Genomic DNA, 14,770 nt, shown 5'->3' on the forward strand with positions numbered 1-14,770 from the left:
GGATACCGACCATGTCTCTACGGCTTGAGTCGTCGCACCCGTCGCCGTCTCCCTGGCCGAGGCACACACCCAGCCCGCAGTCAGTCGCCGAACGAGTCCTCGACGGTAGACCCTGACACTTCAAGGTCGATCGCAGCTTGGTCCGTCGAGCGCGGAGTGCAGGATGGCCAGCGCTGACTGGCGCATGACCTCGGCCGCTCGCTTCCGGGACAGCCCGGCGATGTCGACGAGCCAGATCAACGACTCGATGCCCGTGGCCGAGCGGATCGCGATGGCCAACTGGCGGACGTCGACGTCAGGGTGGGTTTCGCGCAGCGGTGCGATCGCGTCCTCGATCCAGTCGATCGCGCGCCCTCCGCGCATCGGTGGTTGTTCGGCCCCTGGTTCCAGGGACAGCCGCAATTGGGCGCGTAGCTGAGGTTCCCAGTCCAGTGTGAGCCGGGTGAAGGCACGCATTGTGAGATCCAGGCGGGCGACCGGATCGGCCGGCGGATCCGACGGCAGCAGCGACCGGTTCTCGATCTCCGGGTACGCGGCCAGCAGCAACGCGCGCTGGTTCGGGTAGTAGCGGTAGGCCGTGGTGCGGGAGATCCCGGCCTCGGCGGCGGCGTCCTCCACCCGCGGCGACATCCCGCGCGCCAACAACGCCCGGGCGGCGGCGACCAACGCGGCCTGGGTGCGTTCCTTCTGCCGGACCCGACCCGTGGACGTATATGGGACAGCCATGCCATCATGGTACTCCAGTACCACGAAAGGCGGACACCATGCGGGACAACGATCCGTTGGTCACCAACCCCGAGCTCTACACCCTGATCTTCGAGAACGACCGAGTCCGAGTCCTGCGGTACCTGGACCACCCCGGGGACCGAACCGCGCCGCACAGCCATCCGGACAGCGTGATGGTCACCCTGAGCGACTTCACTCGGCGGATCACCGCGGGGGAGCGGGAAGTCGAGGTCGACCTGCCCGCCGGCCAAGCCCGCTGGGTGGCCGCCCAACAACACGCCGGCGAGAACATCGGCACCAGCCGAACCCACTCGATCTTCATCGAACTGAAGGAACCCCAACCAGCCCACCTGACCACACCCATCGACACCATCGGCCCCACGTCCCACTGACCGCGAACTCCCTTGTCGGAGGGCGAGGGCCGAGAAGCGCTGAGACTGCCTTCATGACTACGTCAACAGTGAATAACGTTGTGACGAAAAATAACACCGCAACGGAAGCCAACGGGATGGGCTTCACTGTGGCGGCAGACGGTAGTTGTCACATACGACCGGTAGTTGTCACTGTTGGAACCGGCGGCGAGAGCTGGTGTGTGACTGAGAGCTTCAGTGGGCCGGCGGCACGGCTCAGCTGCCGATGGTGAGAAGCATCGGGGAGTGCTGTCATTGGGTGTACTTGTCTCCGGCGAAGGCGGCGAGCGCCTGGCGGACGTGTTCGTTGACTGGCTGGTACGGGCCTCGCCCAAAGAGCGCGGCGGGTTGTAGCAGCACGTAGCTGTCGTATGGTCCGCGCCGCGTCGGCTTCGGCGGCGTGATGCCGGGTTGGTACCAGACGATGATGCGCGCCCCGATGCCACTGCCGGTCAGCCGCACGCGCTGGACGGAGTCCCATCGGATCCCACGGTCGTGTCCGCCCGTGTTCCAACGGATTCCGTCGGCGTCGATAACCAACGGACCACTCGCGTGGTAACTGCGCCGGCTCAAAATCACGATAAGGAGGATCGTCCCCAGCACGACATCGCCGAGCACCAATCCCCCGCCGGCGGTCAGTCCCCTGCCGTGATCGGGCCCGGTCAAGACCCCACAACTGCCATGACGCAGAGGCCCAACGTGAGTGCGATCAGGGCGGGCCAGGGGGAGCGTCGTTCGATCCGCACGGCGGTGGGAGCGGCCCGCGTCGTGTGGTGCGCCAAGGGCGTGCCGGGTGGTGGGGCCGGTGCTGGCGGGGCGCTGGGCTTCACGGCGTGGTTGCGCGCGAACGCCAGTTGCTCGGCGGTGTCCACGACCAGGGTGCTCGGCTCCGGCCGGATCTGGCCGTCGGGGAGTTCCAGGCCCAGGAACCGGGCGGCGACCTGCTGGTGGATGTCCTTGAGGCTCAGCTCGGCACCTTTGCCGGGGATGCCCTCCAACACCACCTCGGTGAAGAACCTGGTGAAGTAGGCCCAGTGCTTGGGTAGCTACACCCAAGGGCAAACCTACTGATCGGTAATGAGGGCGGCGTTCTGGACGTTGATCTAGCGCTACCGTCTGCGGCGTCTGGCCCATAGGGGCGTGGGCCGAATGGAGCCCGGAGGCGAGTGATGGCGCGACGCTGGGTGCGTTTCGAGATGCCGGTCATGGTGTGCGTCGAGGTGGACGAGCAGGTCGAGGACGCTCGGGTGGTCACCGTGGTGGCGGGCACGGACGAGCAGGACATCACCTTGGACCGCGATCTGCGGCGGGAGGTGCTGGTCTACGACGAGTCGATGGAGCGGGTGGCGGCGAGTGAACCGTTGGCGGCCGAGGCGATTGCGGTGGCCGAGGACCGGGGTGACTGGCCGGCGCTGACCGCGTGGGAGTTCGGGCCGGACGCGTTCCGCGATCCGTGGCTGTACGTCGATAACGAGGACGACCCGGAGGGGGCCGGCGGCGGGGCCGAACTGGCCGGTGACGAGCAGTCGGTGTCGGCCCGACACGACCACCGGTAGGCGGGGTCGTGGGGTGCGCCGGGAGTGGGATGTTGACGCGCTGATCGAGTCCTGGACGCTGTATGACGCGGATCGGGAGTTGATCGGGCAGAAGTACGGGGCGACGAAACTCGGGTTTTGCCTGCTGTTGAAGTACTTCGAGATCGAGGGCCGGTTCCCGCGCCGCGCCGGCGATATCCCTGCGGCCGCGGTGGAGTTTGTGTCCAGTCAGGTGCGGGTGGATCCGGCGGAGTTCTCTGGCTATGACTGGGCGGGCCGGACGATCAAGAACCACCGAGCGCAGATCCGTGCCACGCTGGGGTTTCGGGAAACCTCGGTCGGGGATCGGGACAAGCTGGCCGGCTGGCTGGCCGAGCAGGTGTGCCCGAGTGAGCTGAACACCGATCGGCAGCGGGAGGCGTTGCTGGCGCGGTGCCGGGTGGTAAGGCTGAAGCCGCCGTCCCGGCTGGTGTGTGACCGGATCATCGGCGCGGCGAACCGGATGGCCGACGAGCGGTTTTGTACGGCCACGCTGGCCCGGTTGTCGCCGGAGGTGATCGCCGCGCTGGATGCGCTGGTGGCCGAGGATCCCACCGACGACGGCGAGGATGCCGGTGGCACGGCGGGGTTTTTCACTGAGCTGAAGGCCGATCCGCGGCAGTTGGGGTTGGAAACCTTGTTGGCGGAGATCCGCAAGCTGGGCCGGGCGCGGGCGATCGGGTTGCCGACCGATCTGTTCACCGATATCGCGGACAAGCGGCTGGCGACCTGGCGGGCCCGCGCGGTGGCGGAGTACCCGTCGACGCTGCGGCGGGATCATCCGCGCTTGGTGCGGCTGCCCCTGTTGGCGGTGTTGTGCTGGTGCCGGTTGACCGAGATCACCGACTCGCTGGTGGATCTGTTCATCCAGCTGGTGCACCGGATCAACACCCGTGCGCAGCGGCGGGTGGAGAAGGAGATGATCGCGGAGTTCCGGCGGGTCGGGGGCAAGGAGGATCTGCTGTTCCGCGTGGCGGAGGCGACCGTGGACGCCGGGGACCGGCTGGTGTGGGACACGGTGTTCCCGGTCGCGCCGCGGGCGGTGCTGCGGGATCTGGTGGCCGAGTCGAAGGCCACGCAGGCCGCGCGGCGGGCGCGGGTGCGCACCGTACTGGAGGGCTCCTACTCGCACCACTACCGCACGATGCTGCCCAAGCTGCTGGACGCGCTTGCGTTCCGGTGCAACAACACCGCGCACCGACCGGTGATGGACGCGGTGGAGTTGTTGCACCGCTACAAGGACCGCGACGGCCGCGCCACGCACTACGACCCGACCGAGCGGGTACCGCTGGACGGGGTGGTGCGCCCCGACTGGCGCGAAGCCGTGGTCGACGGGCGCGGCCGGGTCGAACGCATCCCCTACGAGCTGTCCACGCTGGGGGGCGCTGCGGGACGCGATCCGGCGGCGGGAGATCTGGGTGGTCGGCGCCGGGAAGTGGCGCAACCCCGAGACTGATCTTCCGCAGGATTTCGATCTGCACCGGGATGTGCACTACGAGTCCATCCGGCAGCCGTTGGACGCCACCGCGTTCGTTGAGGGCCTGAAAGCCCGGATGGACACCGCGCTGGGCCGGTTGTCCACGGCTCTGCGCACCGGTACGGCGGGTGGGGTGAAGGTCGGTACCCGCAAGGGCCAGGTGTGGATCACCGTGCCCAAGCAGACCAAGCAGCCGGAACCGACACAGCTGGCCGCGCTGAAAGACGAGGTGATCGACCGGTGGGGCATGGTCAGCCTGCTCGATGTGCTCAAGGAAGCCGACTGGCTCACGAGTTTTCACCGCGAGTTCGCCACAGTCGCCACCCGCGAGCACATTACCGCCGACGAATTACGCCGTAGAATCTTGCTTGTCCTGTTCGGCCTGGGGACCAATATCGGGATTCGTCGCATCGTCACCTCCGGGGACCACGGGGTGACCGAGGCGCAGTTGTGCCGGCTGCGCCGTAATTACCTCAACCGGGACGGGCTGCGCCGCGCGATCGCCGCGGTCGTGGGTGAAACTCTGCGCTGCCGCAACGAAACCTGGTGGGGCACCGGGACCGCCTGCGCCTCGGACAGCAAGAAGTTCGGGTCGTGGTCGTCGAATCTGATGACCGAATGGCATGCCCGTTATGGAGGGCCGGGTGTCATGATTTACTGGCACATCGAACGGAAAAGCGTGTGCGTGTACAGCCAACTGAAAACGTGTTCGTCGTCGGAGGTCGCGACGATGATGGAAGGGCTGATCCGGCACGCCGCGGACATCGACTCGAACATTGAGGCGAACTACACAGATACGCATGGCGCCTCGATCGTCGGGTTTGCCTTCACGCACTTGTTGGGCTACCGGCTGCTGCCGCGATTGAAGAACATCGGCGCCGCTCGGCTGTACCGGCCCAGCGACGCCGCCGGCTACCCGGGGCTGGACACCGTGCTGTCCCGCCCGATCAACTGGGCGCTGATCGAGCAGCAGTACGACCAGATGATCAAGTACGCGACCGCGTTGCGGCTCGGCACGGCCGAGTCCGAGCAGATCCTGCGCCGGTTCTCCGGCAAGGGCCCGAAACACCCCACCTACCAAGCCATCGAGGAACTTGGCCGTGCGGTCCGGACCGCGTTTATCGCCGACTATCTGGCGGATCCAGCGCTGCGCCGGGAGATCCACGAGGGCCTGCAGGTGGTCGAGCAGTGGAACTCGGCCAACGGCGCGATCTTCTACGGCCGCGACGCCGAGCTCACGGGCGCCGACCGGGAAGATCAGGAAATCTCCATGCTGGCCCTCCATCTCTTGCAGTCCGCATTGGTGCTGATCAACACCCGGCTGGTCGACCGGGTCCTCGACGAACCCGAGTGGACGCGGCGCATGGACACCGTGCACCGGCGCGGCCTGACCCCGTTGTTCTGGTCCAACATCGCCCTGCATGGCCGGTTCGACCTCGATATGGAGGAGCACCTGGACTTCGGCCGCGGTCCCCGGCCACCCGATCCGCAGCCGCCACCGTCCGAACCCGAACCCAGCGCGGTGGCCGCGTAAGCCCTCGTCGGGACTGGACATCACACATCGGCATAGCGGAATCTCCCGGAGGAAGGGTTCACGCGAACCGACACGCGGGTGATCTACTCGACGCAGAGTATTTCAAGTCACACGCTGGACGAACCCGGCCGGTTTCTTCCAGTCCCACGGGGTGCCGCGTTCACTATGTTGCCGCCGGGGCTTTACGACCGCCCGCCGGGCGGCCACGGCTCAGGAGAGCCGAACCGGTCATGCCATTTCTGTATTATCGATACTTTCTGGTCGAACTCCCGATCCCCCAGCACCCGGCTATCCATCGGAACCGGGGATATCATGGATTTATTGCTGAGCACGAACCTTACGCGGCGCCCATGGTTCTCAGTGTCCTCGACCAGTACTGCCTTGATCTCACTCCACCGAATGAACGTAGACTTCCCCCATCTGATACGGACGCCGTCCTGCGTCAGGATCAGCTGCGTGTTCGAGTTTGCCCCGAGCGCCATTATCCCCGTGACAAACAATACCGCCGGGGCAAGGATGTTGTCGGCCGGTGAGCGGCTGGACCAAAGAGAATTCCCGATCACGACCACAATGGCTATAGCTAGAAAAGTGATCGCAATAGATCGTACGAAAGCTCTCTGCCTCGAGCTTTGCCGCAATACGTCAGGATGGACCAGTCGCGGTTCCGTCGGCCGTGGGGGCTGGCTCCTGCGGTGTTCCCCTGGTGGGGTGGCGTTGCGGGCGAACACGAACGCGGCCGCGCAGTCGTCGTTGCGCTGGTTGGGGCGGGGTAGCCCTTTGGCTTCCAGCCGCCGCCGCAGGTGGGGGTAGATCGCCCCGAGGCTTAGGCTCGGCGGGCCGCCCGGGATCCCGTCGAAGGTGAGCAGGGCCAGCAGTTCGCCGGTGAACGCGGTGCGCGGGATGCCCTGGTTGTCGGCCCAGGACTCCCGGGCCCAGGACTTGTCGGGCGGCACGTGGGCGGGCCCGTCGGCGGCGGTGAGGGTGTAGGCGCCCGCGCTGTTGCTCAGCTGGGCCAGTTGCGTACCGCCGTCGTCGGCGGCACCGAGCTGCCCGAGGATTATCCCGGCGTAGCAGCAGTCCAGGATCGCGATCCTGGTGGTGGCGGGGGTGCCACTGTGCAGCATCCGCCTGATCTTGGAGTACTCCAGGCCGGTCGTGTCCGGGTTGGCGTGGTCGGTGTCGGTGATGGCTAGGCACAACTCGCCGGTGTGCTCGCTGGGCTCGCCGTGGCCGACGAAGTACAGCAGCAGCACCCCGGTGGTCTCGGCCGCCAGCCGGCGCAGCCGGCCCAGGAGCTGACCGTCGTTGGTGGGGTTGACGATCCTGGTGACCTGGTCGCTTCGCCAGCCGCAGAGCCCAGACTCGACCAGCAGGTGGTACATGCCGTCGACGCTGTTGCCGACGGCGGTGTACGACAGGTACTTGGGATCCTGGTAGTGGGGGACGCCGATGAGGATCGCCCGGGAGCCGTCGGGGATGTGCGGGTCACCGTTCATCGGTGTCGTCATTGGTGTCGCGCAGGATCTCGCCGAGCAATCGCATGGCCTCGGCGTTGGCGTCGCGGGCCCGGAGTTTCACGGTGCGGCGTTTCGGAGTGACAGTGACCGTGGCGACCAGGTCGGCAGACCGAGTCTCCAGCCACTTGTTCACTAAGTTGGTCAGGGTGATGCCGAGCCCGCCGGAGCCAACCGCGACCGTGAGCATCTCCATCCAGTCCCCGCCCAACGCGCCGTCCACAGGCGGGCCGGTCACCTGGCGGACCCGGCCGCGGAAGTCGCGGTCGCCGTTCAGCCAGTTGGCCAGCGCGACGTAGTCCTTCACCGCGCCCCCCTCGACACGGATCTGCACATCCACCGCACGTCCCCCTTCCCCTGTTGGACGCGGCGGCCGCAGGTCCGACTGTGGACCGGCGGCCCAACTGGGACCTACCCTGGCGAGGATCGTTTCAGGAAACAGCCCTTCCGTGAAGGGAATCCGGCATGTCGATCACCGACTCCTCGGCCGACACCGGCGACGATCCCCGCGAATTCGCTTCACGAAAGGTGATCGGTGTCCTCGGCGTGCCCGCCGGCGACGCCGACACGATCGAGTACTGGATCGCCGCCTACCGTGCGGCCGCGGTCGAGGGGTCCGCTCCGCGGAAGTCGCCACGAAGATCGCCCGGCACCTGGACCGGTTCCGGGATTGGTTCACCGACGGCTACGGGCACGACCGGATCGCGGCGGTCACCCCGCGCGAGATCACCGGCTGGCGCGACCACCTGGCCGCCACCACCGTCCGCGTGCTCGCCGAGGGCCGAGCACAGACGATGGCGCCAGCTACGGTGAACAACCACCTCGCGCACCTCTCGGCGCTGTTCTCCTGGACCATCGCGCATGCCCCGGCCGAGGCACTGCCGCATGGGGATCCGACCAAAGGGGTGGAGTTGCTCCCCTTGCCCGCGCCGACGCCCCGCGCGTTGTCGGAGGCGCAGGTCCGCACGGTCAAGAACGTGCTCGACCGACTGGAGGGATTCCACCGCCTCAAGGGCCGCCGCCACCACGGCCGCCGCCAGCCGCCAGCCACGCACCGGCACGCCCGGCCACGCCGGGACCGAGCCATGGTCGAGCTGCTGCTGGGCACTGGCCTGCGCCGCGCGGAACTGGTCGGCCTGGACCTGCACCAAGTCCAGCCCAACACACCGGCGGAACTTCGGCGAGTCAAGAAAGCGAAGCTGGTCGAGGTGCACGGCAAGGGCCGCACCCAGCGCACCGTGTTCCTCGGCCTGGACAGCCGGCTCGCTCTGGCGACTACCTCGAACACGAACGCCCCACCGATGCCGACCCACACTCGATCGCGCTGTTTCTCGCCGCGATCACGATCAAGACCCGACGCCAGGGTGGCCGCCTGTCGCCGCGCACCGTCAACACGATCGTCAGCGAGGTCGGTCGCATCCACGACCTGGAAGTCCACGGAACCGACCGCCAGCTCGGCCGGCTGCGCCCGCACGACGCCCGCCACACCTACGGCTACCGGCTGTCTGCCGAGTCCGGGCACAACCGCGCCGAACTCGAACGCCGCCTCGGCCACGCCAACGACCGCTACCTGCGGATCTACACCAACCCACCCGAAGACATCGCCGCCGGCTGGGCAGAACACCTGTAAATCGGACCTCGCAACAGATTCAGTCGGGTCGGCACAATAGATCGGCGCCACGCCGAGGGCCAGCCCGTTCACTACTGATCAGTAGGTTTGCCCTTGGGTGTAGCTACCCAAGCACTGGGCCAAGTAGGTGAGTCCGTGCTCGTCCTGCTCGTGGCGGGCTTCCTGGGACGCTCTGGACGCGGTCAGCGTGTAGGCGCCCTCGATCCTCGTGGCCACCTGGATTTCGTCGGCCAGACCGACACCTTGGGTGTACCTGGTCGCCAGTCCGGAGAAGCAGCAGTCGAGCAGGACCACCTTGACCCGTGCCGAGCAGCGGTACGTCAACTCCTCGCGCAGGTCGTTGAACCGCCAGGACGTCGAGGACCGCATCCTCGGATCGTGTTCCGTGTCGACCAGGGCCATGCCCAGGTCCTCGCCGTCCAGTAGCTGCCCGTGGCCGACGTAGTAGAACAGCAGCACGTCCTTGACGTCGTGGATCAGCGCGGCGGTCTGCCGTTGGACGCCCCCGCCTTCCACTTCGTTCTCGAACGGCTTGACTCGGTCTTCAGGCCAGCCGCATCGGGGCCCGACCAGGAGGTCGCGCATCGCGTGGAGGCTGTTGACGGCCTGGGGCATCGCGGGCAAGCCGTGGGTGTAGGTGCCGGTGCCGACCAGGATGGCCCGGGACCGGGCGAAGTCGATGCCGGTCACGAGCCGCCCTGGACCGCTTTGCCGGACGCCTCCACCAGCCGCGCCAACGCCTCGGCATCAGGCCCGCGCAGGACGACTTCGACATCGCCGATCTTCACTCGGGCGTGGGTGACCTTGGACTCGATCCAGATCGCCAGCGCGCGCAAGGCGACGGCCGCGGCTCCGCCACTGCCGCACAGCACGCTCAGGAACTCCCAGGCGTCGCCCTGCTCTGCTGGGCCTGACGGGCTGGGCACCGGCTCCGTGCTGACATCCGGAACGTCGCCCAGCCACCTGCCCAACAAGTCGATGTCGGTGTTGTCGGCGAGGTAGACCCGAATCGCGACGCTCATCCACGCGACTCACCCATCGGTTGGTTGGATGGCGGTGTGGCTGAGGCAGTTGAGTGGATCGATCGTCGGGTGGTGGACGGTGGTGTCGTCGAGCGGTCGTTTCGCCTTGCCCGGTTGGTGGGGGCTGTGCCGGGCGTGCTGTGGTTGCCGCCGTCTCCCGGCTTGTCACTCGGCCTGATCCTGTTGGGGCACGGGGGGAGCGGGCACAAGAGGAGCGCGCGCATTGTCGGTCTGGCTCGCTGGTTCGCCTGCCATGCCGGCCTCGCGGCAGTCGCGATTGACGGGCCGTACCACGGCGATCGGGTTCCCTCTCCGCTGGCAGCCGCGGAGTATCAGGCGCGCATCTCGGAAGTGGGGATCGACGTCGTTCTCGACCGGATGGCGGACGACTGGCACGCGACCATCGACGCTCTCGGGGCGCAGGGCGTCGTGGACACCGAGCGCTTGGGGTACCTCGGTATGTCCATGGGGACCCGGTTCGGCCTGCCGCTGGCGGCCGCTCTGGGCGACCGGCTCCGCGCGGTGGTCATCGGCAAGTTCGGGCTGCGGCAAGGGCCGGCCATGCATCAAGGAATGGACGCACCGCAGCGCATCGCCCGAGACGCGAGGCAGGTCACTGCCCCAGTCCTTTTCCACATCCAGTGGCATGACGAGGTCTTTCCCACGGACGGCCAACTCGCCCTTTTCGACCAACTGGGCGCACCGGACAAGCAATTGAGCGGCCACCCGGGCGCCCACGCCGACACCACGCTGGCAGCTGTCGCCCATTGGCGCGATTTCATCGCTCGCCGCCTATCTGGGATCCCAAGCCCTGATCGCCGCGGCGATTCCGCTGGCGCTGACGGTGCCGGTATTTTCAAACGCCGATGATCTGGACCAGGATGGTGCCGTCCTGGCTGGTCAGTCCGCCGGGTGCCAGGCACTGCAGTGTGTTGACGAGTGGATATGCGTAGGTGATTGTCGCGGCGGCGCCGGTGAACTCGCCCGCGGTGACGGTGCCGACGGCGATGTTCTGCACGATGCCGCCGGTGGCGGTCAGCTCGTTGACGAGGCCGGTGAGGGTGGAGGTCTGGCCGTTGTTCCAGTGCACGGTCAAGCTGCCGCCGCCGACGGGGATGACCATGGCGTAGTTGCAGCCGGCGTTCGCGACGGGGTACGAGTAGGGGCCGGCGGTGATGACGCTGGTCAGGGTGGAGTCGGTGGAGGTGCAGTTCGGGACCGTGTCGGTCTCGGTCACGGTGATGGTCTGGGGAGTGAGAGTCAGGCCGGGGTTGTAGGCGGCGTGGCTGCTGCCGGTACAGGTGACCGAGCCGACCGCGGCCTGCGCGGCCGGCGCCGGGAGCAGGGCGCCTAGCGCGATCAGCGGCGCGACCACGCTCGCCTTGGCCATCGCTCCGCGCCTGCGCGGGCTGGGGTTCAGGGTGGTGTTCATCAGAATCCTCCGTTTCGTGATACCCCTGTCTTTTCTCATGACGGGAATGGCGGCCAGGGCGCCCACCTGGTCAGGCCGATATTCCATGGGCACAATCGACGGCAACTCAATGGTGTCGTTGCCCACTAATGGCGGATGACCTCATCAAATTATCCGCGACGGGCTGCGAACCAAAGCGTTCTGTGGCACTGTTATCCGGATCGTGACGTTTTCGGTGTCGCCGATCGCGAGCGCAGTGCCGCGAACGTTGGTGAATAATAATCAAATTGGCCGATGATGATGTGTGTCAATGCGCGGTTTGTGCTAGTGGCTCGTCACGCATCCTTGGGTGTTGCGCCGTCGGATGTAGGCGCTGATCGCGGTGTTCTGCTTGCCCGTCGCCAGGTCCAGTGCGGCCAGCGTGTGGGGCGGAGTGATCGTCGCGGCTGTGGGTCGGTCGGGTCAGTTCCAGTGGCCTGCGGCGGCGGTCTCGGCGGCGTAGGCCTCGAACGGCCTGGCCGGTCGGCCGAGGGCTCGTTCTACGCCGTCGGCGGTCTCGGCGGCCAAGCCGTCACGGATGGTCACGAGGATGCCGGTGAGCAGCCGCGCGATGTCGGGTGGGACGTCGTTGGCGACCTGGCGCTCGACGTGGACCTCGGGGGCGAGGTCGACGTGACGAATCGTGCGCCCGGTGGCCTTGCTGATGAGGTCGGCCGCCTCGCCGAAGCTTATCGCCCGCGGGCCGGTCAGCTGGTAGATCTGGCCGCTGTGGCGGTCGTCGGTGAGCGCCGACGCGGCGACCTCGGCGATGTCCTCAGCGTCGATGAACGGCGTGCGCCCGTCACCGGTGGGCAGGGAGAGGGTCCCGTCGAGGATTCCTGGCAGCCAGGGGCCCTCGCTGAAGTTCTGCGAGAACCAGTCCGGTCGCAGGATGGTCCAGTCGACGCCGGAGCCGCGCACGGCCTGCTCGGGGGCCTTGAGGGGATGACTGTCGTCGGCCTCCCCGACGCCGCCGGCTGACAGCAGCACCAGCCGACGCGCGCCGGCGGCGACCGCTTCGGCCACGAACCTGGGGATGCGGTCCGCGCTCGCCTGCAGGCTGGGCTCCACGATGTAGGCGGCGGTGACACCGTCGAGCGCGGGCGCCCAGGTTGTTGGGTTGCCTAGGTCGAAGCGGACGTCGCCGCTGGTGCGGGACGCATGGTGTGCCAGACCGGGGGCGGCGCTCCCTGCCTGGCACCGGGCGCTGGCCGATCCCGCTATCGGCGACGCGCTGCGCCTGCTGCACGAGGATCCCGCCCACCGGTGGACGGTCGCCGCACTGGCCGCCAAGGTCGGAATGTCCCGCGCCGCGTTCGCCGCACGCTTCACCAGCCTCGTCGGCCAGCCCCCGCTCACCTACCTCACCGGCTGGCGGATGACCCTGGGGGCGGACCTGCTCCGGGACACCGAGGCCACCGTCGCCCGCACGGTCGGATACGAGGACGCCTTCGCCTTCAGCGTCGCGTTCAAACGCGCCCGCGGCGTCAGCCCCTCGGTCTGGCGCCGCCAGTGCGCTGACCCCGGCGCTACGGAGCGGGGGACGGCCGCGGAAGATCGGTGAGTATCTGCGGGATTTCGTGGCAGACCACCACGACCTGGAAGACGTCTACCGATCCGGACGTCATCGGCAAGACGCGCCGGATCCTTGATCTTACGACCATCCGCCCGCCGATGGCCGGGTGGTCTGTGTGGACGAGTTCGGTCCGTTGAACCTCTCAACCGGGCCGTGTCACGCGGGTTCGGTGGTCCTTGGCGAGGCCGTGCAACGGGCATGGCTGCTTGGGCTCCCGTGGGCACAGGATCCACAGGTCCGACACCGTCGCGCGGTAAAGGCGGTACGGCGCCGGTCCGGTCACATCCTCGAGGGTGCAGGGTGCGCCACCGCGGCTTTCAGACCCGGGATAGACATTGAGGCCGCGGTCGAGTTCGCTACCGGACAGTTCGTGGGCTTCGCCGAGTGCGTACACGGCGCGTCCGTGGTAGGGCGGGACGGTGGAGTCGAAGATGGCGATGCTCACCTGTGGACGCTCGGCGATGTTGCGTGAGTGCTGGGCGTCCGGGGCCGAGATCCAGTAGTACTCCCACTCGTTCGCCGGGGCGAAGTACACCGGGGACGTCCATGGTTGGCCGCTCTGGTCGGCGGTGCCCAGCGTCAGGTAGCGGTTGCTGTCGATGACGGCCCGTGCGTGGTCGGCGGGGGCCTCGCTCTTGCCCATCCGTCGATCATGCCCGACGTGGCGTGGCTCCGTGACGGCGGCGGAATGTGACACTGGGACGCGATGAGCCTGTTCACGTTGGCGTTGGTCATGGCCGTGGGCCTTGCCGGGCCGTTGCTCGCCGCGCCGAAGCGGCTTCGGGTGCCGGTCGTGGTGGGGGAGATCCTGCTGGGTGTGGTTGTCGGGCGGACCGGGACCGGGTGGGTGAACGCGGATGAGCCGGTGCTGTCGTTCGTAGCCACTGCGGGGTTCGCGCTGGTGATGCTGGTCGCGGGCAGTCATGTGCCGGTGCGCGACAAGGCGTTGCGGGTCGCCGCGGGCAGGGGAGTGCTCCTGGCCGTTGTGGTGGGTGTCCTGGCCGTTCCGGCTGGGCTGGGTGTGGCCGCGTTGACCGGCACCGGCCACGGGTTGCTGTATGCGGTGCTGCTGGCGTCCAGTTCGGCGGCCCTGGTGATGCCGGTGATCAACGCGGCGAAGCTCGACGGCTCGGCTGTGATCGCCACGATGGTGCAGGTCGCCGTCGCGGATACAGTATGCATTGTCGCGTTGCCGTTGGCTGAGGATCCCGCACGGGCTGGTCGGGCGGCGTTGGGCGCGCTCGCGGTGATCGCGGTCGGTGCGGTGTGGTGGCTGTTGTTGTGGTGGTTGCAGGCGCGTGGCTTGGTGGAACGGGCACACGAGGTCAGCAAGACCCGGCATTTCGGGCTGGAGCTACGGATCGCGCTGATCGTGGTGTTCGGGATGGCCGGGTTGGCGCAGCTGCTGGGTGTGTCGGTGATGCTCGCCGGGTTCGTGGCCGGGCTCGCGCTGGCCGCGGTCGGTGAGCCGAGGCGGTTGGCGCGTCAGCTGTTCGCGGTCACCGACGGGTTCCTCGGGCCAGTGTTCTTCGTGTGGTTGGGCGCGTCCTTGGACCTGGCGGAGCTGGGTGATCATCCGTTGATGATCGTGTTGGCCGCGTTGTTGGCGGTGGGGACGGTCGTGGTGCACGCGTCGGTGCGCCTGGTGGGGCAGCCGTTGCCGTTGGCGGTGTTGGCCGGGGCGCAGTTGGGTGTGCCGGTCGCGGCGGTGACGATCGGTACGCGTTCGCAGCTGCTCGCGCCGGGTGAAGGGAGCGCGATTCTGGCGGCCGCGCTGGTCAGCGTCGCGGTGACCGCCTGGTCGGCCGCTGCCGCGGTGCGCAGTGCGAAGTGACCTCGGTGGGCTGGGGATAATTG

General features: G+C 67.7%; 17 protein-coding genes and 3 pseudogenes. 9 read left to right on the forward strand and 11 right to left on the reverse strand.

What is annotated here, in order from left to right; genetic code table 11:
• Positions 1 to 120: 120 nt before the first annotated feature.
• Positions 121 to 726: a TetR/AcrR family transcriptional regulator gene (locus EV192_RS15975; RefSeq protein ID WP_132115959.1), complete on the reverse strand. Its 606-nt coding sequence runs from the start codon at positions 724 to 726 to the stop codon at positions 121 to 123.
• Positions 727 to 764: 38 nt separating this feature from the next.
• On the opposite strand from EV192_RS15975, the gene EV192_RS15980 reads away from it, so the two are divergent.
• Positions 765 to 1,118 (forward strand): cupin domain-containing protein, encoded by a 354-nt coding sequence (locus tag EV192_RS15980; RefSeq protein ID WP_132115961.1) that lies wholly within the window; start codon positions 765 to 767, stop codon positions 1,116 to 1,118.
• A 270-nt stretch (positions 1,119 to 1,388) separates the two neighbouring features.
• Here EV192_RS15980 and EV192_RS15985 read toward each other — a convergent pair whose 3' ends face one another.
• Both EV192_RS15985 and EV192_RS15990 read right to left on the reverse strand, forming a co-directional pair.
• On the reverse strand, positions 1,389 to 1,802 hold the full coding sequence (locus EV192_RS15985) for a hypothetical protein (protein ID WP_132115963.1): 414 nt from the start codon (positions 1,800 to 1,802) through the stop codon (positions 1,389 to 1,391).
• On the reverse strand, positions 1,799 to 2,140 hold the full coding sequence (locus tag EV192_RS15990; RefSeq protein ID WP_165960400.1) for a hypothetical protein: 342 nt from the start codon (positions 2,138 to 2,140) through the stop codon (positions 1,799 to 1,801). Before EV192_RS15990 ends, EV192_RS15985 begins: the two co-directional genes overlap by 4 nt.
• 165 nt (positions 2,141 to 2,305) lie before the next feature.
• On the opposite strand from EV192_RS15990, the gene EV192_RS15995 reads away from it, so the two are divergent.
• From EV192_RS15995 to EV192_RS54740, 3 genes are read left to right on the forward strand one after another with little or no spacing between them, the layout of a single operon-like run.
• Positions 2,306 to 2,692 carry a hypothetical protein gene (locus EV192_RS15995; protein WP_132115967.1) on the forward strand — a complete coding sequence of 129 codons (387 nt, stop codon included), beginning with the start codon at positions 2,306 to 2,308 and terminating at the stop codon, positions 2,690 to 2,692.
• Between the two features lie 13 nt (positions 2,693 to 2,705).
• Entirely contained in the window at positions 2,706 to 4,166 is a 1,461-nt protein-coding gene (locus tag EV192_RS54735) for a DUF4158 domain-containing protein (protein WP_207926075.1), read from the forward strand.
• Positions 4,129 to 5,721: a Tn3 family transposase gene (locus tag EV192_RS54740; RefSeq protein ID WP_207926076.1), complete on the forward strand. Its 1,593-nt coding sequence runs from the start codon at positions 4,129 to 4,131 to the stop codon at positions 5,719 to 5,721. Before EV192_RS54735 ends, EV192_RS54740 begins: the two co-directional genes overlap by 38 nt.
• A gap of 182 nt (positions 5,722 to 5,903) precedes the next feature.
• Here EV192_RS54740 and EV192_RS16005 read toward each other — a convergent pair whose 3' ends face one another.
• The 3 genes from EV192_RS16005 to EV192_RS55760 all read right to left on the reverse strand — a co-directional run bounded on the left by EV192_RS16005 (position 5,904) and on the right by EV192_RS55760 (position 8,383).
• Positions 5,904 to 7,217, reverse strand: a complete 1,314-nt coding sequence (locus EV192_RS16005) for a caspase family protein (RefSeq protein WP_165960401.1) — start codon at positions 7,215 to 7,217, stop codon at positions 5,904 to 5,906.
• Positions 7,207 to 7,575 (reverse strand): effector-associated constant component EACC1, encoded by a 369-nt coding sequence (locus EV192_RS16010; RefSeq protein WP_132115971.1) that lies wholly within the window; start codon positions 7,573 to 7,575, stop codon positions 7,207 to 7,209. Before EV192_RS16010 ends, EV192_RS16005 begins: the two co-directional genes overlap by 11 nt.
• A gap of 250 nt (positions 7,576 to 7,825) precedes the next feature.
• A complete protein-coding gene (locus tag EV192_RS55760; RefSeq protein ID WP_243726920.1) occupies positions 7,826 to 8,383 on the reverse strand; it encodes a hypothetical protein in 558 nt (185 codons plus the stop codon).
• Here EV192_RS55760 and EV192_RS57370 point away from each other — a divergent pair.
• A pseudogene (locus EV192_RS57370) lies at positions 8,321 to 8,467 on the forward strand (hypothetical protein); the annotation flags it as partial. The gene EV192_RS55760 and the pseudogene EV192_RS57370 sit on opposite strands and share 63 nt — an antisense overlap.
• Positions 8,468 to 8,547: 80 nt before the next feature.
• Positions 8,548 to 8,865: pseudogene (locus tag EV192_RS57375) on the forward strand (tyrosine-type recombinase/integrase); the annotation flags it as partial.
• A gap of 78 nt (positions 8,866 to 8,943) precedes the next feature.
• On the opposite strand, the gene EV192_RS16025 reads toward EV192_RS57375, so the two are convergent.
• Complete coding sequence (locus EV192_RS16025; RefSeq protein ID WP_243726867.1) at positions 8,944 to 9,555, reverse strand: caspase, EACC1-associated type; 612 nt, start codon at positions 9,553 to 9,555, stop codon at positions 8,944 to 8,946.
• Positions 9,552 to 9,887: an effector-associated constant component EACC1 gene (locus EV192_RS16030; RefSeq protein WP_132115977.1), complete on the reverse strand. Its 336-nt coding sequence runs from the start codon at positions 9,885 to 9,887 to the stop codon at positions 9,552 to 9,554. Before EV192_RS16030 ends, EV192_RS16025 begins: the two co-directional genes overlap by 4 nt.
• A gap of 36 nt (positions 9,888 to 9,923) precedes the next feature.
• Between EV192_RS16030 and EV192_RS16035 the strand changes: the two genes are divergently transcribed.
• Positions 9,924 to 10,757, forward strand: a complete 834-nt coding sequence (locus EV192_RS16035) for a dienelactone hydrolase family protein (RefSeq protein ID WP_165960403.1) — start codon at positions 9,924 to 9,926, stop codon at positions 10,755 to 10,757.
• Here EV192_RS16035 and EV192_RS16040 read toward each other — a convergent pair.
• Together EV192_RS16040 and EV192_RS16045 are read right to left on the reverse strand one after the other, a co-directional pair.
• On the reverse strand, positions 10,744 to 11,319 hold the full coding sequence (locus tag EV192_RS16040) for a hypothetical protein (protein WP_132115981.1): 576 nt from the start codon (positions 11,317 to 11,319) through the stop codon (positions 10,744 to 10,746). The two genes, EV192_RS16035 and EV192_RS16040, sit on opposite strands and share 14 nt — an antisense overlap.
• Before the next feature lie 441 nt (positions 11,320 to 11,760).
• A complete protein-coding gene (locus EV192_RS16045) occupies positions 11,761 to 12,561 on the reverse strand; it encodes an NAD(P)H-binding protein (RefSeq protein ID WP_132116784.1) in 801 nt (266 codons plus the stop codon).
• On the opposite strand from EV192_RS16045, the pseudogene EV192_RS16050 reads away from it, so the two are divergent.
• Positions 12,500 to 12,901 (forward strand): annotated as a pseudogene (locus EV192_RS16050) (helix-turn-helix transcriptional regulator); the annotation flags it as partial. The gene EV192_RS16045 and the pseudogene EV192_RS16050 overlap by 62 nt on opposite strands.
• 154 nt (positions 12,902 to 13,055) lie before the next feature.
• On the opposite strand, the gene EV192_RS16060 reads toward EV192_RS16050, so the two are convergent.
• A complete protein-coding gene (locus tag EV192_RS16060; protein ID WP_132115984.1) occupies positions 13,056 to 13,556 on the reverse strand; it encodes a pyridoxamine 5'-phosphate oxidase family protein in 501 nt (166 codons plus the stop codon).
• A 63-nt stretch (positions 13,557 to 13,619) separates the two neighbouring features.
• Between EV192_RS16060 and EV192_RS16065 the strand changes: the two genes are divergently transcribed.
• Complete coding sequence (locus tag EV192_RS16065; RefSeq protein ID WP_132115986.1) at positions 13,620 to 14,747, forward strand: cation:proton antiporter; 1,128 nt, start codon at positions 13,620 to 13,622, stop codon at positions 14,745 to 14,747.
• The last annotated feature ends 23 nt before the right edge of the window (positions 14,748 to 14,770 follow it).

The sequence above is a fragment of the Actinocrispum wychmicini genome, assembly GCF_004345645.1.
Taxonomy (GTDB): Bacteria; Actinomycetota; Actinomycetes; order Mycobacteriales; family Pseudonocardiaceae; genus Kibdelosporangium; species Kibdelosporangium wychmicini.